16 protein-coding genes are annotated in these 21,828 nt (G+C 53.3%); 7 read left to right on the top strand and 9 right to left on the bottom strand.

Annotated elements, in window-relative coordinates:
- Positions 1 to 108: 108 nt before the first annotated feature.
- On the bottom strand, positions 109 to 2,706 hold the full coding sequence (acnB, locus tag OGV69_RS10820) for a bifunctional aconitate hydratase 2/2-methylisocitrate dehydratase (RefSeq protein ID WP_069324043.1): 2,598 nt from the start codon (positions 2,704 to 2,706) through the stop codon (positions 109 to 111).
- Positions 2,707 to 3,154: 448 nt separating this feature from the next.
- On the opposite strand from acnB, the gene OGV69_RS10815 reads away from it, so the two are divergent.
- The gene (locus tag OGV69_RS10815; RefSeq protein ID WP_069324044.1) at positions 3,155 to 4,756 is read left to right on the top strand and encodes a DUF3300 domain-containing protein; all 1,602 of its coding nucleotides are present in this window, start codon (positions 3,155 to 3,157) and stop codon (positions 4,754 to 4,756) included.
- Positions 4,757 to 4,766: 10 nt separating this feature from the next.
- On the top strand, positions 4,767 to 5,561 hold the full coding sequence (locus OGV69_RS10810) for a DUF2950 family protein (RefSeq protein ID WP_069324045.1): 795 nt from the start codon (positions 4,767 to 4,769) through the stop codon (positions 5,559 to 5,561).
- A 62-nt stretch (positions 5,562 to 5,623) separates the two neighbouring features.
- Here OGV69_RS10810 and traT read toward each other — a convergent pair whose 3' ends face one another.
- From traT to pdhR, 6 genes are all read right to left on the bottom strand, one after another.
- Positions 5,624 to 6,355 (bottom strand): conjugal transfer complement resistance protein TraT, encoded by a 732-nt coding sequence (gene traT / locus OGV69_RS10805; protein WP_038637274.1) that lies wholly within the window; start codon positions 6,353 to 6,355, stop codon positions 5,624 to 5,626.
- A gap of 208 nt (positions 6,356 to 6,563) precedes the next feature.
- Entirely contained in the window at positions 6,564 to 6,848 is a 285-nt protein-coding gene (locus tag OGV69_RS10800) for a hypothetical protein (protein ID WP_060855471.1), read from the bottom strand.
- A gap of 270 nt (positions 6,849 to 7,118) precedes the next feature.
- Positions 7,119 to 8,543, bottom strand: a complete 1,425-nt coding sequence (gene lpdA, locus OGV69_RS10795) for a dihydrolipoyl dehydrogenase (RefSeq protein ID WP_003018686.1) — start codon at positions 8,541 to 8,543, stop codon at positions 7,119 to 7,121.
- Positions 8,544 to 8,718: 175 nt separating this feature from the next.
- A complete protein-coding gene (gene aceF / locus OGV69_RS10790) occupies positions 8,719 to 10,611 on the bottom strand; it encodes a pyruvate dehydrogenase complex dihydrolipoyllysine-residue acetyltransferase (protein WP_069324046.1) in 1,893 nt (630 codons plus the stop codon).
- Positions 10,612 to 10,625: 14 nt separating this feature from the next.
- Entirely contained in the window at positions 10,626 to 13,289 is a 2,664-nt protein-coding gene (gene aceE, locus OGV69_RS10785; RefSeq protein WP_038637266.1) for a pyruvate dehydrogenase (acetyl-transferring), homodimeric type, read from the bottom strand.
- Between the two features lie 162 nt (positions 13,290 to 13,451).
- Positions 13,452 to 14,216: a pyruvate dehydrogenase complex transcriptional repressor PdhR gene (gene pdhR, locus OGV69_RS10780; RefSeq protein ID WP_003018699.1), complete on the bottom strand. Its 765-nt coding sequence runs from the start codon at positions 14,214 to 14,216 to the stop codon at positions 13,452 to 13,454.
- 565 nt (positions 14,217 to 14,781) lie between these two features.
- Here pdhR and aroP point away from each other — a divergent pair.
- From aroP to OGV69_RS10765, 3 genes are all read left to right on the top strand, one after another.
- A complete protein-coding gene (aroP, locus tag OGV69_RS10775) occupies positions 14,782 to 16,155 on the top strand; it encodes an aromatic amino acid transporter AroP (RefSeq protein ID WP_087857667.1) in 1,374 nt (457 codons plus the stop codon).
- A gap of 157 nt (positions 16,156 to 16,312) precedes the next feature.
- A complete protein-coding gene (locus OGV69_RS10770; RefSeq protein WP_038637261.1) occupies positions 16,313 to 17,719 on the top strand; it encodes a glycoside-pentoside-hexuronide (GPH):cation symporter in 1,407 nt (468 codons plus the stop codon).
- Positions 17,719 to 18,669, top strand: a complete 951-nt coding sequence (locus OGV69_RS10765; protein ID WP_069324047.1) for a glycoside hydrolase family 43 protein — start codon at positions 17,719 to 17,721, stop codon at positions 18,667 to 18,669. Before OGV69_RS10770 ends, OGV69_RS10765 begins: the two co-directional genes overlap by 1 nt.
- A 91-nt stretch (positions 18,670 to 18,760) precedes the next feature.
- On the opposite strand, the gene ampE is transcribed toward OGV69_RS10765, so the two are convergent.
- Both ampE and ampD read right to left on the bottom strand, forming a co-directional pair.
- A complete protein-coding gene (ampE, locus tag OGV69_RS10760) occupies positions 18,761 to 19,615 on the bottom strand; it encodes a beta-lactamase regulator AmpE (RefSeq protein WP_069324048.1) in 855 nt (284 codons plus the stop codon).
- Positions 19,612 to 20,175, bottom strand: coding sequence for a 1,6-anhydro-N-acetylmuramyl-L-alanine amidase AmpD (ampD, locus tag OGV69_RS10755; RefSeq protein WP_038637254.1), 564 nt, complete (start codon positions 20,173 to 20,175; stop codon positions 19,612 to 19,614). The genes ampE and ampD overlap by 4 nt, the downstream gene beginning before the upstream one ends.
- Before the next feature lie 87 nt (positions 20,176 to 20,262).
- Here ampD and nadC point away from each other — a divergent pair, with 87 nt between their 5' ends.
- Together nadC and ppdD are read left to right on the top strand one after the other, a co-directional pair.
- On the top strand, positions 20,263 to 21,156 hold the full coding sequence (gene nadC / locus OGV69_RS10750) for a carboxylating nicotinate-nucleotide diphosphorylase (protein ID WP_038637251.1): 894 nt from the start codon (positions 20,263 to 20,265) through the stop codon (positions 21,154 to 21,156).
- Between the two features lie 231 nt (positions 21,157 to 21,387).
- Positions 21,388 to 21,825, top strand: coding sequence for a prepilin peptidase-dependent pilin (ppdD, locus tag OGV69_RS10745; protein ID WP_069324049.1), 438 nt, complete (start codon positions 21,388 to 21,390; stop codon positions 21,823 to 21,825).
- The last annotated feature ends 3 nt before the right edge of the window (positions 21,826 to 21,828 follow it).

Raw genomic sequence — 21,828 nt, 5'->3', positions numbered from 1 at the left:
GCGCGGCAGAAAAAAAGCGTAGCGGGTATAAGGAATAGAAATAAAAATGCCCGGAGAAGCAGACTTCTCCGGGCATTGATGCGTTTTTACACAAAACGCGTTAGCGCATTAGACTGCGGTCTGGAAAATCACGCCGTCCGCTTTCTCGGTGTACTGAGAAAGCTGGTCGAAGTTCAGATAACGGTAGGTATCCACCGCCGTCTTATCCACCTGCGCCACATAAGTCTGATACTCTTCCGCTGTAGGCAGTTTGCCAATCAGCGCCGCAACCGCCGCCAGCTCAGCAGAAGCCAGATAGACGTTTGCCCCAGTACCTAAACGGTTCGGGAAGTTACGGGTAGAGGTCGATACCACCGTTGCGCCGTCAGCCACACGCGCCTGGTTACCCATACACAGGGAACAGCCAGGGATCTCAATACGCGCGCCGCTCTTACCAAACACGCTGTAGTAGCCTTCTTCGGTCAGTTGCGCCGCGTCCATACGGGTCGGCGGAGCCACCCACAGGCGCGTCGGCAGTTGGCCTTTGTGCGCATCCAGCAGCTTACCAGCGGCGCGGAAGTGGCCGATGTTGGTCATGCAGGAACCGATGAACACTTCGTCGATCTTCTCGCCCTGCACATCGGACAGCAAACGCGCGTCGTCCGGATCGTTCGGCGCACACAGGATCGGCTCTTTGATATCCGCCAGATCGATGTCGATCACCGCCGCGTATTCCGCGTCAGCATCGGCTTCCAGCAGCTGCGGATCCGCCAGCCATTTTTCCATGCCCTGCACGCGACGTTCCAGCGTACGACGATCGCCGTAGCCTTCTGCAATCATCCACTTCAGCAGCACGATGTTGGAGGTCAGGTACTCGATAATCGGTTCTTTGTTCAGCTTGATGGTACAACCGGCAGCGGAACGCTCGGCAGAAGCATCGGTCAGTTCAAACGCCTGCTCGACTTTCAGATCCGGCAGACCTTCAATTTCCAGGATGCGGCCAGAGAAGATGTTTTTCTTCCCTTTCTTCTCCACGGTCAGCAGGCCCTGTTTAATTGCATACAGCGGGATGGCGTGTACCAGATCGCGCAAAGTGATGCCCGGCTGCATTTTGCCTTTGAAGCGCACCAGAACGGATTCCGGCATATCCAGCGGCATCACACCGGTCGCGGCAGCAAACGCCACCAGACCAGAGCCCGCCGGGAAGGAAATACCAATCGGGAAACGGGTATGGGAGTCACCGCCAGTACCGACGGTATCCGGCAGCAGCATGCGGTTCAGCCAGGAGTGGATAACGCCGTCGCCCGGACGCAGCGACACACCGCCGCGGTTCATGATGAAGTCTGGCAGCGTGTGGTGCGTGTTCACGTCCACCGGCTTCGGATACGCCGCAGTGTGACAGAAGGACTGCATCACCAGGTCAGAAGAGAAGCCCAGACACGCCAGGTCTTTTAGTTCATCACGGGTCATCGGGCCAGTGGTATCCTGGGAACCCACGGAAGTCATCTTCGGTTCGCAGTACGCGCCCGGACGGATACCTTTCACACCGCAGGCGCGGCCAACCATTTTCTGCGCCAGAGAGAAGCCGCGGCTGCTTTCCGCCACGTCTTTCGCCTGACGGAAAACGTCTGAGTGCGGCAGACCCAGCGCTTCACGCGCTTTGGTGGTCAGGCCACGACCGATAATCAGCGGGATACGGCCGCCGGCGCGGACTTCGTCGATCAGCACGTCGGTTTTCAGTTCAAATGTCGCCAGCAGCTCACCGGTTTCGTGGTTGCGCACTTCACCGCTGTAAGGGTAAACATCAATCACGTCGCCCATGTTCATGTTCGACACGTCGACTTCAATCGGCAGCGCGCCCGCATCTTCCATCGTGTTGAAGAAGATAGGCGCAATTTTGCCGCCGAGGCACAGACCGCCGCCGCGCTTGTTCGGCACATGCGGGATATCATCGCCCATGAACCACAGTACGGAGTTGGTCGCCGATTTACGGGAGGAACCGGTGCCGACAACATCACCGACGTAGGCCAGCGGGTAGCCTTTTTTCTGTAATGCTTCGATTTGTTTGATCGGGCCAACGACGCCCGGCTGATCCGGGTCAATGCCTTCACGGGCGTTTTTCAGCATCGCCAGGGCGTGCAGAGGGATATCCGGGCGTGACCACGCATCCGGGGCCGGAGAGAGGTCATCGGTGTTGGTTTCACCCGTCACTTTAAAGACGGTAACGGTGATTTTTTCAGCAAGCTGAGGACGGTTCAGGAACCATTCGGCATCAGCCCAGGACTGCATTACCTGCTTCGCATATTCGTTACCCGCTTTGGCTTTTTCTTCTACATCGTAGAAGTTATCGAACATCAGCAGCGTTGAAGAGAGCGCTTTCGCAGCAATCGGCGCCAGTTTGGCGTCGTCCAGCGCATCGATCAGCGGATGAATGTTGTAACCACCCTGCATGGTGCCCAGCAGTTCAATGGCTTTTTCTGGCGTGACCAGTGGGGAGGTGGTGTCGCCTTTCGCGACAGCAGCGAGAAAACCGGCTTTAACATATGCGGCTTCATCTACGCCAGGAGGAACGCGGTTGATCAACAGGTCTAACAGGAATTCTTCTTCGCCCACAGGCGGGGTCTTCAGCAGCTCGACAAGTGCGGCCATTTGGGTTGCGTCTAAAGGTTTGGGCACAATCCCCTGGGCAGCACGCTCAGCTACGTGCTTACGGTATTCTTCTAGCACGACGATATCTCCTCGCTCTCATTGTCATAATGCGGCGCTTTTGTTGATGGGCGATTCTCTTCACGCTCCTGTGAGACAGTAGTTAGTAGGGTAAATGCCCGGTACCGCATAAGGCACAATAACAGGATTTTCTTTAAGTGTTAATCTGTTTACAAAAAAGCAACATAAAAAATTGGCTGAATCGTTAAGAATGGTGTAGCGGCGAGGCGGGACGCATTTCAGAGGGATAAAGAGCGCCGTAAAGCGGTTGATTTTCAAGCGTGACGCGCTGAATTTTCCAGCGTTTTTTTAGCCGTCAGATATAATTGTGTAATAAATACTCACACTCTTTTTCCGGACCTGCCGGCTGAATCCCCAATAAAAGTCAAAACTGTCAAACACGGGTGCATGATACTCGCGGCAACAGGAACGCCTCACGGCACAGCGCTTGTCTCGTTGGAGTCATTTTATGAAGTTGCCATTTAAGCCACATCTGCTTGTTCTTCTGTGCAGTGCCGGGTTGTTTGCCGCCTCTGGCGTGATGTTCGTTAAAAGTCGCGTAACGGAGCCCGCTGCGCCGGCCCCCGTCGCACAACAACCTTCAACGCCGGCACCAGCTCCCGTAGCGGCCCCTGCTCCCGTTGACCAACCTGCGCCTGCTGCCGCGCCGACATACTCGGCTGCGCAAATCGATCAGTGGGTGGCACCTATCGCGCTCTATCCGGATTCACTGCTGTCACAAATTTTGATGGCCTCAACCTATCCGGCTAACGTCATCCAGGCCGCGCAGTGGTCAAAAGATAATCCCAAAATGCAGGGCGATGCCGCCATTCAGGCCGTTGCTGGTCAACCCTGGGATCCCAGCGTGAAATCGCTGGTTGCCTTTCCACAGTTGATGTCACTGATGGGTGAAAATCCACCGTGGGTACAAAGCCTGGGTGACGCTTTCCTCGCGCAACCGAAAGACGTCATGGACTCCGTACAACGCCTGCGCGCGCTGGCGCAACAAACCGGGGCGTTGCAATCGACACCGCAACAGACCGTCACTACTGTGACAAAAGCGGCACCGGCTAAAACCGTCACCAGCGAGTCAACAACCAGTTCTACTACCACGACCGCCACGACAAGCCCAACGATTATCAAAATTGAATCCGCCGATCCACAGGTGGTGTACGTCCCCACCTATAACCCGAACACGGTTTACGGCACCTGGCCCAATACCGCCTATCCGCCAACCTATCTGCCGCCAACGCCCGGCGAGCAGTTTGGCAACAGCTTCGTGAACGGTTTAGGCTTCAGCCTCGGTGTCGCCACAACCTATGCCATCTTCAGCAACATCGACTGGGATGATGACGATGACTGGGACCACCATCATCACGATGACTGGGATAACCATGGCGGGTATAACCGCAACGGCGATAACAACATCAATATCAACGTTGATAACTTCAATAAAATCAGCGGACAACGGCTAACGGACGCCAACCGTAACTGGCAGCACAACCCGGCCTATCGCGAGGGTGTGCCGTACCCTAATAGCCAGCTCAATAACCGCTTTCACTCCACTAATACGGCAACGGGCTTAAGCTCAACCCAGCAACGACCGGTCAACCGTGATAGCCAGCGTCAGGCAGCCCTGAGCCAGATGGAAAAATCAACGGGGAAAACTTTCCCGCAAACGGCGCGTACGGGCACGAGAGACGCCCAGCGTCAGGCATCCAGTCAACAACTGAAGCAAATTTCTCAGCGTAATAACTACCGCGGTTACGATACCAAACCGCAAACGGCGCAACGGGCAAACACTCAGCAGCGTGAAAATCGCCAGGCTGCCGCCCAGCGCCAGGAGAAACGGATCACGCAACCGGCGCAGCAACGCAATATACAGCAACATAATTTTCTACAACGGACCAGCCAGCCGCGCGCCAATGCGCTGAGCGGCAATGACAGTCGCTCCGCCAGTTGGCAGGCGCAGCAGCAGCGAGGGGCCCAAAGCAGGCAGTTCGCCCGCAACCAGCCATCTCGCCAGCTATCCGGCGGTCGTGCTGAACACCGTGAATTCCGTCATCGTTAAGGGAACCGACATGAAAAATAAACTACTCAGTGGAATGGTGTTGTTCATGGTTTCGGCCACCGCGATGGCACAGCAATCCTTCAGCACGCCAGACCAGGCCACCAATGCGCTGGCAAACGCTATTAGTGAGCAAAATGAAAGTGCGATGAACAACCTGCTCGGGGAAAACTGGCGCGAGTTTCTGCCGCCGGAAGGCGTCGATCCTGATGCGGTTGATCGCTTCCTGCGCGACTGGAAGGTTCGCCATAACACCGTTGTTGATGGCAATACCGCGCATCTGGTGGTCGGAGACAGCGACTGGCAACTGCCGATCCCGATGGTTAAAACCACCTCTGGCTGGCAATTTGATATTAAGGAAGCGGCCGAAGAGATCCTGACCCGTGAGATTGGGCGCAACGAACTCGCTGCCATCGAGGCGTTACATGCCTACGTCGATGCTCAGCAAAGCTACTTTGCGATGAACCAGACATACGCACAAAAGATTGTCAGCTCTGAAGGGAAAAAAGATGGTCTGTACTGGCCCGTTTCACCCGGTGAAGCGCCAAGCCCGCTTGGACCAGCCTTCAGTCCGCAGGAACCCGGTACAGGCTATCACGGTTATCATTTCCGTATTCTTCCCGACAAAACCAGCGGCTTTGCGATGGTTGCCTGGCCCGTTAGCTACGATCATACTGGCGTGATGAGCTTTATGGTTAACGGTGATGACAAGGTCTATCAGGCGGATCTTGGCGAGGAGTCGCAGCAAAAAGCACAGGCGTTAACCGCCTACCACCTGGATAAAACCTGGCAGCCTGTCGCGCCCTGAATCCCCAGAGTCGAAGGATGAGTTGCCGGGTAAGCGTACCCCCCCCGGCAACTCGCAACAAATTACAGGATGTTAGCGACAGATTTCGCCAGTTGAGCTTCCAGAACCGGCTTCGCTTCTTCGAACTTCAGGTTTACCTTATTTGCATTTGAAACAACACGAGTCTGGTATTTTGCGCGATCGCCTTGCGCAGTGCTGGTTTGCAGCTTGATGCCGGACGTCCCCTGACGCAGCGCGGCAACGTTATCCGTTGTCACTTTCGCTTTGCTGCGCTCGGAGATTTGCAGGTCAGTGACCATGGTGTAGTTTACGTCCTCCACCATCGCATCCGCAGCCATACCGATCAGTCCCGCAGCCAGGCCAACGCCCAGCGCCGCGCCGGAGGAGTTGCTGTTATAAGCGGTAATCCCCGCGCCTAAAGCTGCCCCCATCGCCGCCCCTTCATAACCGGTCTTCAGGAAGCCCTGAGCTTCGCGCAGATCCATTTTGTCCGCTTTCAGTACGTTCGCCTGCACCCAGTAGTAAGCGTTATCCGGCGAACTGGTCACTTTATAGCCCTTAGCCGACAGGTCATTTGCCAGCAGGGTTTGCAGATTGCTCATGTCTTTATCGGAAGTGTTTTTCACCTGAATGTAGACGGTCTTCTCGCTGGAAGGCTCCAGCCAGATGGTCTCACTCATCTGCGTTTTCACTTCAAGATTACGTTTTTTAACGGCGGTGGTCATGGCGCCACACCCGGTCAGGGTCATTGTCGCGACAACCATGCCAACAACCGCGATTTTTTTTAAAGACATGTTTTTTCCTTTTTTCGTGTAATAAAGAGTCCAGAGCCTCTTAACCGCGCGGCCAGTAGCCACACAATGGCGAAAAAAGTATCGGCAGTTGCGCAATTTTTTTTAGCGGAAATATCAATAAGATGACTACCAGAACTGGTAGTTTGGGATTGGCGTCATTGCCCAGACGCTCACGTCAGCGAAGATGTGTCTGACGTGAGCGGGAGAGTTAATTCTGATGCGGCATTAATTCAGGATAACCTTTAAACGCTGGCTTAGTGCTGGTAAGTGCTACTTCATCAGCCCGAATGCTGCCAGAGTTTGTTGCCCATACACCTTCCTGTGTCTGGCTAATCTGCTGATGCTGCGCATTCAAATTTTGTCCCATTGCCGCAATATGCGTGCTTTCGGTACCACCGCTGTTGGTAGCCCATGGGATGACGGCATCCTGCGCCAGCGCCATGCCGGAAATAAACACGGTAGTCATTACTGCTGCTTTTAAAAAACGTTTCATCATTTCCCCTCTCAATTTGTTATCACGCTATTAGTTTAGAGGGTTATTAGTTTCATCTAATGACAAGATAAGGTAATTTATTTCTTGTGAAACAGGAAGTTGATTTGGAATGCCGATTTCATGCGGTTCGGGCGTATCGTGCAGTACGGGAAAAAACATTTTCTGGCAATTCGGCTATTCACCTTAATTTTTGCCAAATTTTGACACCATTTTGTAACAAACACATAAAAAAAAGCGGCCATTCAGCCGCTTTTTATCATTTTGGAAAAATTACTTTTTCTTCGCTTTCGGATTCGGCAGGTCGGTGATGCTACCTTCGAACACTTCGGCAGCCAGACCGACGGACTCGTGCAGCGTCGGATGCGCGTGGATGGTCAGCGCGATGTCTTCAGCGTCACAACCCATTTCGATCGCCAGACCGATTTCACCCAGCAGCTCGCCGCCGTTGGTACCGACAATCGCTCCACCGATCACACGGTGAGATTCTTTGTCGAAAATCAGTTTGGTCATACCGTCTGCGCAGTCAGAAGCGATAGCACGGCCAGAAGCAGCCCACGGGAAGGTGGCGGTTTCGTAGCTGATGCCTTTTTCTTTCGCTTCTTTCTCAGTCAGGCCAACCCATGCAACTTCTGGTTCAGTGTACGCGATGGATGGGATAACTTTCGGATCGAAGTAGTGTTTCTTACCGGCGATAACTTCAGCGGCAACGTGACCTTCGTGAACACCTTTATGCGCCAGCATCGGCTGACCGACGATATCACCGATAGCAAAGATGTGCGGCACGTTGGTGCGCAGCTGTTTGTCAACGCGGATGAAGCCACGGTCGTCAACTTCCACGCCAGCTTTGCCCGCATCGAGGTTTTTGCCGTTCGGTACACGACCGATAGCCACCAGCACGGCATCGTAACGCTGTGCTTCAGCAGGCGCTTTTTTACCTTCCATGGAAACGTAGATACCGTCTTCTTTCGCTTCAACGGCGGTCACTTTGGTTTCCAGCATCAGGTTGAATTTCTTGCTGATGCGCTTGGTGAAGACTTTAACCACGTCTTTATCGGCAGCCGGGATAACCTGATCGAACATTTCAACTACGTCGATCTCTGAACCCAGCGCATGGTACACGGTACCCATTTCCAGACCGATGATACCGCCGCCCATAACCAGCAGGCGCTTAGGAACCGTTTTCAGTTCCAGCGCGTCAGTGGAGTCCCACACGCGCGGATCTTCATGCGGAATGAACGGCAGTTCGATCGGACGGGAACCCGCCGCGATGATCGCGTTGTCGAAGTTGATCACGGTTTTGCCGTTTTCGCCTTCAACTTCCAGGGTGTTCGCCCCGGTAAATTTACCCAGACCGTTAACCACTTTCACTTTACGGCCTTTAGCCATACCAGCCAGACCGCCGGTCAGTTGAGTGATAACTTTTTCTTTCCAGGTACGAATCTTGTCGATATCGGTTTTCGGCTCGCCAAAAACGATACCGTGTTCAGCCAACGCTTTGGCTTCTTCGATAACTTTAGCTACGTGCAGCAGCGCTTTAGAAGGGATACAGCCGACGTTCAGACAAACACCGCCGAGGGTGCTGTAACGTTCTACGATGACGGTCTCCAGACCTAAATCTGCGCAACGGAAGGCAGCAGAGTAACCTGCAGGGCCTGCCCCAAGTACCACGACCTGAGTTTTGATTTCAGTGCTCATCATGACCTCTTAATTTATACCCGTCGTCCACCGGGTCGTTCTATCCGCCCGTATTTTACAAAATTGTTAACAATTTTGAAACAACAAACGGCAACCGATTTGTCTTTCGCACAATAACCTCACTGACTTCATGAGATTACCAGAAAAAAGCCGGCCGTCGGGCCGGCTTTTTCGCTTACATCACCAGGCGGCGAATGTCAGACAGCATGTTGTTGATGATGGTGATAAAGCGCGCACCATCCGCACCGTCGATTACGCGGTGGTCAAAGGAGAGCGAAATCGGCATCATCAGACGCGGCATAAACTCTTTACCGTTCCACACTGGCTCCATTGCGGACTTGGAGACACCGAGGATCGCCACTTCCGGCGCGTTAACAATCGGCGCGAAGTGGGTAGTACCCAGGCCACCGATGCTGGAGATGGTGAAGCAACCGCCCTGCATTTCGCCAGCAGTCAGCTTGCCATCACGCGCTTTCTTGGAGATGGTGGTCAGTTCGCGAGACAGCTCGGTAATGCTCTTCTTGTTCACGTCTTTGAAGACCGGAACAACCAGACCATTCGGCGTATCAACCGCAACACCGATGTTGATGTATTTCTTCAGGGTCAGACGCTGACCATCTTCGGACAGAGAGCTGTTGAAGCGCGGCATCTGTTCCAGAGCGGCGGCAACGGCTTTCATGATGAAGACCACTGGGGTGAATTTCACGTCCAGTTTACGTTTTTCAGCTTCGGCGTTCTGCTGTTTACGGAACGCTTCCAGATCGGTGATATCGGTCTTATCAAAGTGCGTAACGTGCGGGATCATCACCCAGTTACGGCTCAGGTTCGCCCCAGAAATTTTCTGGATACGGCCCAGTTCCACTTCTTCGATTTCACCAAACTTGCTGAAGTCCACTTTCGGCCAAGGCAGCATGCCCGGGATACCGCCGCCAGTAGATGCTGCCGGTGCAGACTCGGCGCGTTTAACCGCGTCTTTCACGTAAGCCTGAACGTCTTCACGCAGGATACGACCTTTACGACCGGTACCTTTCACTTTCGCCAGGTTCACACCAAACTCGCGCGCCAGGCGGCGAATCAGTGGAGTCGCGTGGACGTAAGCGTCGTTTTCAGCGAAGTCAGATTTACCTTCCGCTTTTGCAGCTGGAGCTGCTGGCTTCTCAGCTTTCGCCGCAGGAGCCGGAGCCGCCGCTTCTTGTTTAGCCGGAGCGGCCGCAGGCGCTGCGCCTTCAACTTCGAAGACCATAATCAGAGAACCGGTTTTCACTTTGTCGCCGGTGCTGATTTTGATTTCTTTCACGGTGCCCGCGAACGGCGCCGGAACTTCCATTGACGCTTTGTCGCCTTCAACGGTGATCAGTGATTGTTCAGCGGCAATTTTATCGCCCACTTTAACCATCACTTCAGTGACTTCAACTTCATCACCACCGATGTCCGGCACGTTCACTTCTTTCGAGCCAGAGGCTGCCGGAGCCGGAGCTGCTGCTGGAGCCGCTTCAGCTTTCGCCGGGGCAGCCGCACCAGCTTCGCCTGCTACTTCAAAGATCATAATCAGGGAGCCGGTAGACACTTTGTCGCCAGTGCTGATTTTGATCTCTTTCACGGTGCCTGCGAACGGCGCCGGAACTTCCATAGAGGCTTTGTCGCCTTCAACGGTGATCAGAGACTGCTCAGCCGCAACGGTGTCGCCCACTTTAACCATCACTTCGGTCACTTCGACTTCGTCGCCGCCGATGTCCGGTACGTGTACTTCTTTCGCCGCTGCCGCAGCAGGTGCTGCTGCCGGAGCCGCTTCTTTTTTCTCTTCTGCCGGAGCAGGTGCAGCAGCTGCTGCACCGTCGGCGGAATCGAAAATCATGATCAGTTTGCCGGTCTCAGTTTTATCGCCAACAGAGACTTTGATCTCTTTAACGATACCAGCCTGAGGAGACGGAACTTCCATAGAGGCTTTGTCGCCTTCTACGGTGATCAGCGACTGTTCAGCTTCAACTTTGTCGCCCACTTTGACCAGGATCTCGGTGATTTCAACTTCATCAGCCCCGATGTCCGGTACATTGATTTCGATAGCCATTATTCTTTTACCTCTTACGCCAGACGCGGGTTAACTTTATCTGCATCGATGTTGAATTTGGTGATTGCGTCAGCAACCACTTTCTTATCGATTTCGCCACGTTTAGCCAGTTCGCCCAGGGCCGCTACAACCACGTAGGAAGCATCAACTTCGAAGTGGTGACGCAGGTTTTCACGGCTGTCAGAGCGACCGAAGCCGTCAGTACCCAGTACGCGGTAATCATCAGCCGGTACATAAGTACGAACCTGTTCGGCAAACAGTTTCATATAGTCAGTAGATGCTACTGCCGGTGCGTCGTTCATTACCTGAGCGATGTACGGAACGCGCGGCGTTTCCATCGGGTGCAGCATGTTCCAGCGCTCACAATCCTGGCCATCACGCGCCAGTTCAGTGAAGGAGGTTACGCTGTACACGTCAGAACCCACACCGTAGTCGTTCGCCAGGATCTGAGCAGCTTCACGCACGTGACGCAGGATAGAACCGGAGCCCAGCAGCTGAACTTTACCTTTCTTACCTTCGAGGGTTTCGAGTTTGTAGATACCTTTACGGATACCTTCCTCGGCACCTGCTGGCATTGCCGGCATGTGGTAGTTTTCGTTCAGGGTGGTGATGTAGTAGTAAACGTTCTCTTGTTTCTCACCGTACATACGCTCCAGACCATCGTGCATGATGACCGCAACTTCGTACGCGTAAGACGGATCGTAAGAGATACAGTTCGGGATAGTCAGAGACTGAATATGGCTGTGACCATCTTCGTGCTGCAGACCTTCGCCGTTCAGCGTAGTACGACCGGAAGTACCACCAATCAGGAAGCCGCGAGCCTGCTGGTCGCCTGCCTGCCAGCACAGGTCGCCGATACGCTGGAACCCGAACATGGAGTAGTAGATGTAGAACGGAATCATCGGCAGATCGTTGGTGCTGTAAGAAGTCGCAGCAGCCAGCCAGGATGCGCCGGCACCCAGTTCGTTGATACCTTCCTGCAGGATCTGACCTTTCTCGTCTTCTTTATAGTAAGCAACCTGCTCACGGTCCTGCGGGGTGTACTGCTGGCCGTTCGGGCTGTAGATACCGATCTGACGGAACAGACCTTCCATACCGAAAGTACGCGCTTCGTCAGCGATGATCGGAACCAGACGATCTTTGATCGACTTGTTCTTCAGCATCACGTTCAGTGCACGAACGAACGCGATAGTGGTGGAGATTTCTTTGTTCTGCTCTTCCAGCAGCGCACCGAAGTCTTCCAGCGCCGGCAGTTCCAGCTTCTCGGTGAAGTTCGGCTGACGAGCAGGCAGGTAGCCGTGCAGTTTCTGACGCTGGGCGTGCAGATAAGTGTGCTCTTCAGAACCTTCCGGGAAGGTGATGTAAGACAGGTTTTCAACCTGCTCATCGGTCACTGGAACGTTGAAACGGTCGCGGATATAACGCACGCCGTCCATGTTCATTTTCTTAACCTGGTGAGCGATGTTTTTACCTTCGGCGGTGTCACCCATGCCGTAACCTTTAATGGTATGGGCGAGGATTACAGTTGCTTTGCCTTTGGTTTCCTGCGCTTTTTTCAGTGCAGCGTAGACTTTCTTCGGATCGTGACCACCACGGTTCAGAGCCCAAATCTGCTCATCGGTCCAGTCAGCAACCAGAGCTGCGGTTTCCGGGTATTTACCGAAGAAGTGCTCACGTACGTATGCGCCATCTTTGGATTTGAAGGTCTGGTAGTCGCCGTCAACGGTTTCGTTCATCAGTTGGATCAGTTTACCGCTGGTGTCTTTACGCAGCAGCTCATCCCAACGACCGCCCCACATGACTTTGATAACGTTCCAGCCAGCACCTGCAAAGATGCCTTCCAGTTCGTTAACAATCTTGCCGTTACCGGTGACCGGGCCGTCAAGACGCTGCAGGTTACAGTTGATAACAAAGACCAGGTTGTCCAGTTTTTCACGGGTCGCGATAGTGATCGCACCTTTAGATTCTGGCTCATCCATCTCGCCGTCGCCGAGGAAGGCGTAAACGGTTTGTTTAGAGGTATCTTTCAGGCCACGGTGTTCCAGATATTTCAGGAATTTAGCCTGGTAGATAGCACCGATTGGACCCAGACCCATAGAGACGGTCGGGAACTGCCAGAATTCCGGCATCAGTTTCGGGTGCGGGTAGGAAGACAGGCCTTTGCCGTGAACTTCCTGGCGGAAGTTGTTCATCTGCTCTTCGGTCAGACGACCTTCCAGGAATGCGCGTGCGTAGATACCCGGAGAGATGTGACCCTGGAAGTATACCAGGTCGCCGCCATCCTGCTCGTTGCGTGCACGGAAGAAGTGGTTGAAGCAAACATCATATACCGTTGCGGAGGACTGGAAGGATGCCATGTGGCCACCCAGCTCAAGGTCCTTTTTAGACGCGCGAAGTACGGTCATGATGGCGTTCCAGCGGATAGCAGAACGGATACGACGTTCCAGATCCAGATTACCCGGGTATTCCGGCTCATCTTCAACGGCAATAGTGTTGACATAATTGCTGGCCCCTGCACCTGCCGCTACTTTCACGCCGCCTTTGCGCGCTTCTGAAAGCAGTTGGTCGATCAGATACTGAGCACGCTCAACACCTTCTTCACGGATGACCGATTCGATCGCCTGTAGCCAGTCGCGAGTTTCGATCGGATCCACGTCATTTGGGAAACGTTCTGACATGGGGGTATTCCTTATCTATCTAATACGTTGAGTTATCTGGAACCTGTCCCATTACGTTCTCGCCAGAGAGCGTAATAAGACAGGTTCTGCGTTTAGTTGCCGCGCTTTTAGTTCGCGCTTGATTTACAACATCTTCTGGTTAACGTTCTGCCAGAAAAATCACTAATTCTTTCGTTGCTCCAGACGGCGTAAGGCGCGTTCTCGACGGCTTTCCTCACGGCTTCTGTCCAGTAAAATCTCTTCGATAAACGCCAGGTGACGGTGAGACGCTTCACGCGCCTCTTCAGGCTTCCCGGCGATGATTGCTTCAAAGATACGGGTACGATGACTGCTTACCAGCGGCAGCATCTCGCGACGCGCATACAGCAATTCGAAGTTTTGCCGAACGTTCTGGGCCAGCATCGGCTCCATACACCTTAGCAGATGGAGCAGCACCACATTGTGTGCGGCTTCGGTGACAGCAATTTGATACTGGAGTACCGCATCGGATTCGCCGTCCAGATCGCCGGACTGTTGCGCAAGCTCGATCGCATGGTGGAGTTCACGGATACGCGTTTTGTCTTCATCCGTGCTGCGCAGTGCAGCGTAATAGGCTGCAATACCTTCCAACGCATGGCGCGTCTCAAGCAGGTCAAACTGGGATTCAGGATGGTCAGAGAGCAGCTCTACCAGTGGGTCGCTAAAGCTTTGCCACAGGCTGCTCTGTACAAAAGTGCCGCCGCCCTGACGACGAAGCAGTAACCCCTTCGCTTCAAGGCGTTGGATCGCCTCGCGTAAGGAGGGGCGGGAGACGTCGAACTGTTTTGCCAGCTCGCGTTCCGGTGGGAGTTTTTCTCCGGGGCGAAGTGTCCCCTCAAGAATTAAAAACTCCAGCTGCTGCTCAATCACATCGGAGAGTTTTGGTTGGCGGATTTTGCTGTAGGCCATGATTTCCTGTCTTAAGCCATTTGCCCGGAGTCAATTGGTCTTACCAATTTCATGTTCTTGACGCTAAAGTAACAAAGTATTCACCTTCTGTCCATACAGGTTTTGATTGAAATCAGTAAAGGAGGCACATTTTAACAACATTACAGAAATAACGTTTCAAACATGTAACTATGCACAAATGTTAAATTTACCCACCACGGGGTAGTTTTAACCTAATTTAAACGAAAAAATATATTATCTGAACCGATTCACCCACTTAATCATCGAGTTTATAAGCAAAATTTATGAATAAAAATTCATAATGGAAATTTTGTGGTAGTTAAACTCGCATTTACAAATGGTTTCTTTTTATTCAACTCGTCAACACCCTCGCATAAAGCAGGTGCATTCGCGCCCGCATACCATTATTCTGATCAAGACAAAAGTATTAAGGCAACATTTCTTTATTGGCATCTGTAAACAAATTAATACAACAAACGGAATTGCAAACTTACACACGCATTGCTGTGTAGTTCAAAAAATAAGTACTCGAAATTATGAAGAGTAAAACCACACACGAGGTTTAATGATGGAAAGTCAACCGCATGGCGATCAGCTCAAGCGCGGCCTTAAAAACCGCCATATACAGCTAATCGCGCTGGGTGGCGCGATTGGTACCGGGTTATTCCTCGGTAGCGCATCCGTTATCCAGTCTGCAGGACCGGGGATTATCCTGGGTTACGCTATTGCCGGCTTTATCGCCTTTTTGATCATGCGCCAGCTCGGTGAAATGGTCGTTGAAGAGCCGGTTGCAGGCTCCTTTAGCCACTTTGCCTATAAATACTGGGGCGGTTTCGCGGGTTTCTCTTCCGGCTGGAACTATTGGGTACTGTACGTTTTGGTTGCCATGGCAGAGCTAACTGCCGTAGGTAAATACATTCAGTTCTGGTATCCGGAGATCCCAACCTGGGTTTCTGCGGCGGCCTTCTTCGTTCTGATCAACGCCATCAACCTGACCAACGTGAAGGTGTTTGGCGAGATGGAGTTCTGGTTTGCCATTATTAAAGTCATCGCCGTAGTCGCCATGATCCTGTTCGGCGGCTGGCTGCTGTTTAGCGGCAACGGCGGCCCACAGGCCACCGTCAGCAACTTGTGGAGCCAGGGGGGATTCCTACCGCACGGCTTCACCGGTCTGGTGATGATGATGGCGATTATCATGTTCTCCTTTGGTGGGCTGGAACTGGTCGGCATCACCGCGGCAGAAGCCGATAACCCGGAGCAAAGCATTCCCAAAGCGACTAACCAGGTTATCTACCGTATCCTGATTTTCTATGTCGGTTCGCTGGCGGTTCTGCTTTCCCTGATGCCGTGGACGCGCGTCACCGCTGATACCAGCCCGTTTGTCCTTATTTTCCACGAGCTGGGCGACACCTTTGTTGCCAATGCGCTGAACATCGTGGTGTTGACCGCCGCCCTTTCTGTCTATAACAGCTGCGTATACTGCAACAGTCGTATGCTGTTCGGTCTGGCGCAGCAGGGTAATGCGCCGAAAGCGCTGATGAACGTCGACAAACGCGGCGTACCGGTGAACACTATTCTGGTCTCCGCGCTGGTAACGGCTCTGTGCGTGCTGATCAACTATCTGGCGCCGGAATCCGCCTTTGGCCTACTGATGGCATTGGTGGTTTCCGCCCTGGTGATCAACTGGGCGATGATCAGCCTGGCGCACATGAAGTTCCGCAAAGCCAAACAGCAGCAGGGCGTAACCACTCGCTTCCCGGCGCTGTTCTACCCGCTGGGTAACTGGGTATGCCTGCTGTTCATGGCCGCAGTGCTGGTGATTATGCTGATGACGCCGGGCATGGCGATCTCGGTGTACTTAATCCCGGTATGGATTGGTATTCTTGGCATCGGCTATCTGTGCAAGCAGAAAACGGCCCGCGCGGTTAAAGCGCATTAAACTTCCCTCCCCCACCTGGACCGGGTGGGGGTTGTTACCTGCCTCACACTTTCCCATTCACGACTGTTTCGTCCATATCAGCGGCGTTATCCTGCAACGTAAAAACACCGGTACCAGACAATAATTCTCTCCATATCTCATTAATGGAGTGCAGTTGATGGAAACCAGTAAGCTCACGGTGAAAGAAAAGATCGGCTATGGAATGGGCGACGCCGGATGCAACATCATCTTTGGCGCCATCATGTTGTTTGTTAACTATTTTTACACAGATATTTTTGGTCTTGCACCTGCCCTGGTCGGCGTATTACTGCTCTCAGTACGCGTTATCGATGCCGTTACCGACCCTATAATGGGCGCGATGGCCGACCGCACACGCAGTAAATATGGTCGATTTCGTCCATGGCTTTTGTGGATGGCTTTCCCTTACGCATTATTCAGCGTGCTTATGTTTACCACCCCTGAGTGGACGTATAACAGCAAGGTTATCTATGCCTTCGTCACCTACTTCCTGCTCTCTATTACCTATACGGCGATCAACATTCCCTACTGCTCGCTCGGCAGCGTTATCACCAACGATCCCAAGGAACGCGTCGCCTGCCAGTCATATCGCTTTGTATTGGTAGGAATCGCAACCCTACTGCTCTCCCTTACCCTGCTGCCAATGGCCGACTGGTTTGGCGGGGAAGACAAAGCTAAAGGGTATCAGATGGCGATGGCGGTACTCGCCTTCATCGGCATGTGTATGTTCCTGTTTTGCTTTGCATCAGTCCGTGAACGCGTTCGCCCCGCCGTGCAGACTAACGACGATTTAAAAGCCGACCTGAAAGACGTGTGGAAGAACGACCAGTGGGTAAAAATCCTGCTGTTAACCCTGTGCAACGTCTGCCCGGGCTTTATTCGCATGGCCGCCACCATGTACTACGTTACGTGGGTTATGCAACAAAGCACGCAGTTCGCCACGTTGTTTATCAGCCTCGGCGTCGTCGGCATGATGATCGGCAGCATGCTGGCGAAGGTATTAACCGATCGCTGGTGCAAACTGAAGGTGTTCTTCTGGACCAACATCATCCTGGCGATTTTCTCCGCTGCATTTTATTTCTTCGACCCGAAAGCCACCATGATGATTATGGTGCTCTACTTCCTGCTCAACGTCCTGCATCAGATCCCTTCCCCGCTGCACTGGTCGTTGATGGCGGATGTCGATGACTACGGCGAGTGGAAAACCGGTAAGCGCATCACCGGGATCAGTTTCTCCGGTAACCTGTTTTTCCTCAAGCTGGGCCTGGCAATTGCCGGGGCGATGGTAGGCTTCCTGCTCTCCTGGTACGGCTACGACGCAGGGGCGAAAGCGCAAAGCGACTCCGCCATTAACGGTATTATGCTGCTGTTCACCATCATACCTGGCGTAGGTTATCTGATTACCGCAGGCGTGGTTCGCCTGCTAAAAGTAGACCGCGAGTTTATGCAGCAAATCCAGACCGATCTGGAAAAACGCCGTACCAACTACCGTGAACTCAATGAATACCACGATATAAAAACGACTGAACCCGTAAGGAAAGCCTAATGAAACAGTGGCCAAATCCCTTTATCGAACAACGCGCCGATCCGTTTATCTTACGCGACGGTAGCCACTACTATTTCATTGCGTCAGTGCCAGAATATGACCGACTGGAGATTCGTCGGGCCGACTCTCTGGAGGGATTGCGCTCCGCCACTCCCGTTGTCGTCTGGCGTAAGCCGGAAAGTGGTCCTATGAGCCAACTCATCTGGGCGCCGGAACTTCATCATCTGGCGGGCAAGTGGTACATCTATTTTGCCGCTACCCATACTCAGGCGCTTGATAAGCTCGGGATGTTCCAGCACCGCATGTTTGCCCTGGAGTGCGCAGACGCCGATCCGCTGACCGGCAAGTGGACAGAGAAAGGCCAGATTAAAACGCAGTTTGATACCTTCGCCCTGGACGCCACCACCTTTAATCATCAGGGGAAACAGTGGTATTTGTGGGCACAGAAATCGCCAGATATCGCCGGAAATTCCAATATTTATCTCGCAGAGCTGGAAAACCCATGGACGATTAAAGGCGAGCCGGTCATGCTCAGCCATCCTGAGTATGACTGGGAATGCCGGGGTTTCTGGGTCAACGAGGGTCCGGCAGTCATGGTGCATGGCGACAAGCTGTTTATCAGCTATTCGGCCAGCGCCACCGATGAGAATTACTGTATGGGGTTACTGTGGATTGGCCTCAACGACGATCCGCTCACCCCGCAGAACTGGCATAAATCACCGCGCCCGGTCTTTACCACCAGCTATGAAAATCGCCAGTATGGACCGGGACACAACAGTTTTACGCAAACGCCGGATGGTGAAGATGTACTGGTGTACCACGCGAGAAATTACACCGAGATTGAAGGCGATCCGTTGTACGATCCAAACCGCCATACGCGTCTGAAACTGGTGCGCTGGGACGAAAACGGGATGCCCGATTTTGGCATCCCGCCTGCTGATACGATCTAAGCCGTTGCACTGCCCGGTGGCGCTAATGCTTACCGGGCCTACACGTTTTCCATTCCAGGCCGGATAAGCATTAGCGCCATCCGGCACAACGCTACACTAATGTGCCATAAATGGTGAGCAACGCGATAATCACCACCACCACAAAAGAGGTCTTCTTCGCCATTGAAACAGCCGCTTTTGGCGTTTCGACTTTATCAGTATGCGGTTCACGCGCCAGAGAGAACTGCGCCAGACGCGTTAACACCTGATATTGCGAAGTATGCAGATCCGCCAGTGAGGCAAACCAGGCGGGCAACGCTTTCTCGCCGTGTCCCAGCAACGCATAGACTACGCCAGCCAAACGAACCGGGATCCAGTCCAGCACATGCAGGATCGCATCAATACCCGATTGCAGACGCTGATGCGGCGTCTGATAGCGCGCCAGCCAGGACTGCCAGGCGCGTAAAAAGGCATAACCAACCAGCGTCACCGGTCCCCACGGACCACCGACAATCAACCAGAATAACGGCGCCAGATAAAAGCGGAAGTTGTTCCATAACAACGCGTTTTGCAGCTCGCGCAAGAACTCTCGCTCATCGCAATCCGGCGGAACCCCATGTATAAGCGTCAGCTCGCTGGCCATCGCCTCACGAGCATGTGCGTCATCGCGAGCGGCCGCCTGCAAATAGGCATGATAGTGGAGACGCGCCTTCCCTGCGCCGATGCACAGCAAGCCAATTAAGATCCATGCCACCAGCAACGGAACGTTAAACAGCAGCCCATGAACCGCGCGCAGCAGCAGGAATGTCAGCCCCATTGCAATCAGGGTCATGCCCACCGTACGCATCATCGAGAAGTGCTTAATTCGGCGGAAAAAAGCTTCCACCCGATGATCAAGCTGCCAGTGCTCACCCAGCTTAAACAGGCGTTCAACAATCAACACCAGTAATGTTGTAAACAACGTCATGTCATCTCCTTGTGCGACGAGGGGGTGACCAGGGCGCGAAATTTTGCCCAGTCAAAAGACGGCCCGGGATCGGTCTTACGTTCGGGGGCAATATTACAGTGTCCAGTCATATTGTTGGCAATGGCCGGATAACGCGTAATCAGCGCATTCGTCACGGCGGCCAGTTGCTTATACTGTGCATCGGTATAGGCCAGCGTATCCGTTCCTTCCAGCTCAATACCAATTGAAAAATCATTACAGCGCTCACGCCCCTGATAATTTGACACGCCCGCATGCCAGGCGCGTTTATCAAAAGGGACGTACTGCACAATCTCACCATCTCGGCGGATCAAACAATGGGCCGAGACGCGCAAATGGGCGATCTCAGCAAAAAAAGGATGGGCCTTGGGATCAATCGTGCCGGTAAATAACGCGTCTATCCACGGGCCGCCAAACTCGCCGGGCGGCAGACTGATATTATGCACCACCAGCAGAGAAGGGGTTTCGTCATCCGGGCGGCAATCGTAATGAGGAGAGGGAACGCGTCGCGCCTCTGCCAGCCAGCCCTCGTCTAACAACATGCAGAATCTCCTTATTGGTGGTGCTCATACCAGGTTCAGGGTAGCATGTTTCTACCTTATGATTCGTTAGCAATTTGGAGTTTTATCATGCCGCCTCGCCGCTATAACCCTGACTACCGACGTGACGCGCTGTTGGAACGCATAAATCTGGATATCCCTGCCGCTGTAGCTCAGGCACTGCGCGAAGATTTAGGCGGAGAAGTTGATGCCAATAACGATATCACCGCACAGCTTTTACCCGAAGATATGCGTTCCCACGCCACCGTGATTACCCGAGAAAATGGCGTTTTTTGCGGGAAACGTTGGGTGGAAGAGGTCTTTATTCAATTGGCTGGCGATGATGTCAACATCATCTGGCATGTCGAAGATGGCGACAGCATTAAGGCTAATCAACCGCTGTTTGAGCTGGACGGCCCCTCCCGCGTACTGCTGACCGGCGAACGTACCGCGCTTAATTTTGTACAGACGCTTTCGGGCGTGGCGAGCGAGGTGCGTAAATACGTCGATCTGCTGGCGGGGACAAAAACCCAACTACTGGATACACGTAAAACGCTGCCAGGACTGCGTACCGCTCTGAAATATGCCGTGTTATGCGGCGGCGGCGCGAATCATCGCCTGGGGCTTTCTGACGCCTTCCTGATTAAAGAAAACCACATTATTGCTTCTGGTTCGGTACGTAAGGCCGTTGAAAAAGCCTTCTGGTTGCATCCGGATGTGCCTGTTGAAGTTGAAGTTGAAAGCCTGGAAGAACTGGACGACGCACTGAAAGCCGGGGCGGACATCATCATGCTCGATAACTTCGAAACTGAGCAAATGCGCGAAGCGGTAAAACGCACCAACGGCCAGGCGCGTCTGGAAGTCTCGGGTAACGTCACCCATGAAACGCTGCGCGAATTTGCCGAAACCGGTGTGGACTTTATCTCCGTTGGCGCACTGACCAAGCACGTCCGCGCGCTCGATCTCTCCATGCGTTTTCGTTAATTGCTCATTGCAAGGCCCGATGGCGCTTCGCTTATCGGGCCTCCCCCAGCCGGATAAGGCATTTACGCCGTCATCAGGCAGTTTCTTCGAGCCCCTTCGCAAATACGTTGTCTGATCCTGTAATTTCGTAAAAATCCTCTGAACCCGCTTTCCCGTTCTGTTTTTTGTCTCTCGCCTAAGATCCGTTCGATTTGCCAAAGTAGCGCCAGCTAACTCAGGAGCGAATCAACAATGGATAAACAACGAGGCTTCACGCTTATCGAACTGATGGTGGTCATTGGCATCATTGCCATTCTTAGCGCCATCGGCATTCCGGCTTATCAAAACTATCTACGCAAAGCCGCCCTGACAGACATGCTACAAACCTTTGTCCCCTATCGCACTGCGGTCGAGCTCTGTGCGCTGGAGCATGGTGGAACAGAGACTTGCGATGCCGGGACCAATGGCATTCCCTCCCCCACAACCACCCGTTATGTCTCAGGCATGAGGGTTGAAAAAGGCGTTGTCAGCCTCACAGGCCGGGAAAGCCTGAATGGGCTAAGTATCACGATGACGCCGGGTTGGGACAATGCCAACGGTATTACCGGCTGGAACCGTAACTGCGCCATTCCAAATGACAGCGCACTACAACAGGCTTGCGAAGACGTTTTCCGCTTCGACACGTACTAAGGA

Source organism: Citrobacter sp. Cc139 (assembly GCF_030334645.1).
Taxonomy (GTDB): Bacteria; Pseudomonadota; Gammaproteobacteria; order Enterobacterales; family Enterobacteriaceae; genus Citrobacter; species Citrobacter werkmanii.
Note: the sequence above shows the minus strand (reverse complement) of the source record. Positions and strands in the feature narration are given on the sequence as shown.

Excerpts from the sequence above, each read along its gene's own strand:
- ampE (WP_069324048.1), bottom strand. The coding sequence starts at position 19,615 with ATGACGTTGTTTACAACATTACTGGTGTTGATTGTTGAACGCCTGTTT.
- traT (WP_038637274.1), bottom strand. The coding sequence starts at position 6,355 with ATGTCTTTAAAAAAAATCGCGGTTGTTGGCATGGTTGTCGCGACAATG.
- ppdD (WP_069324049.1), top strand. The coding sequence starts at position 21,388 with ATGGATAAACAACGAGGCTTCACGCTTATCGAACTGATGGTGGTCATT.
- aceE (WP_038637266.1), bottom strand. The coding sequence starts at position 13,289 with ATGTCAGAACGTTTCCCAAATGACGTGGATCCGATCGAAACTCGCGAC.
- ampD (WP_038637254.1), bottom strand. The coding sequence starts at position 20,175 with ATGTTGTTAGACGAGGGCTGGCTGGCAGAGGCGCGACGCGTTCCCTCT.
- OGV69_RS10810 (WP_069324045.1), top strand. The coding sequence starts at position 4,767 with ATGAAAAATAAACTACTCAGTGGAATGGTGTTGTTCATGGTTTCGGCC.
- OGV69_RS10765 (WP_069324047.1), top strand. The coding sequence starts at position 17,719 with ATGAAACAGTGGCCAAATCCCTTTATCGAACAACGCGCCGATCCGTTT.
- OGV69_RS10815 (WP_069324044.1), top strand. The coding sequence starts at position 3,155 with ATGAAGTTGCCATTTAAGCCACATCTGCTTGTTCTTCTGTGCAGTGCC.
- aroP (WP_087857667.1), top strand. The coding sequence starts at position 14,782 with ATGATGGAAAGTCAACCGCATGGCGATCAGCTCAAGCGCGGCCTTAAA.
- aceF (WP_069324046.1), bottom strand. The coding sequence starts at position 10,611 with ATGGCTATCGAAATCAATGTACCGGACATCGGGGCTGATGAAGTTGAA.
- lpdA (WP_003018686.1), bottom strand. The coding sequence starts at position 8,543 with ATGAGCACTGAAATCAAAACTCAGGTCGTGGTACTTGGGGCAGGCCCT.
- OGV69_RS10800 (WP_060855471.1), bottom strand. The coding sequence starts at position 6,848 with ATGAAACGTTTTTTAAAAGCAGCAGTAATGACTACCGTGTTTATTTCC.
- OGV69_RS10770 (WP_038637261.1), top strand. The coding sequence starts at position 16,313 with ATGGAAACCAGTAAGCTCACGGTGAAAGAAAAGATCGGCTATGGAATG.
- nadC (WP_038637251.1), top strand. The coding sequence starts at position 20,263 with ATGCCGCCTCGCCGCTATAACCCTGACTACCGACGTGACGCGCTGTTG.
- pdhR (WP_003018699.1), bottom strand. The coding sequence starts at position 14,216 with ATGGCCTACAGCAAAATCCGCCAACCAAAACTCTCCGATGTGATTGAG.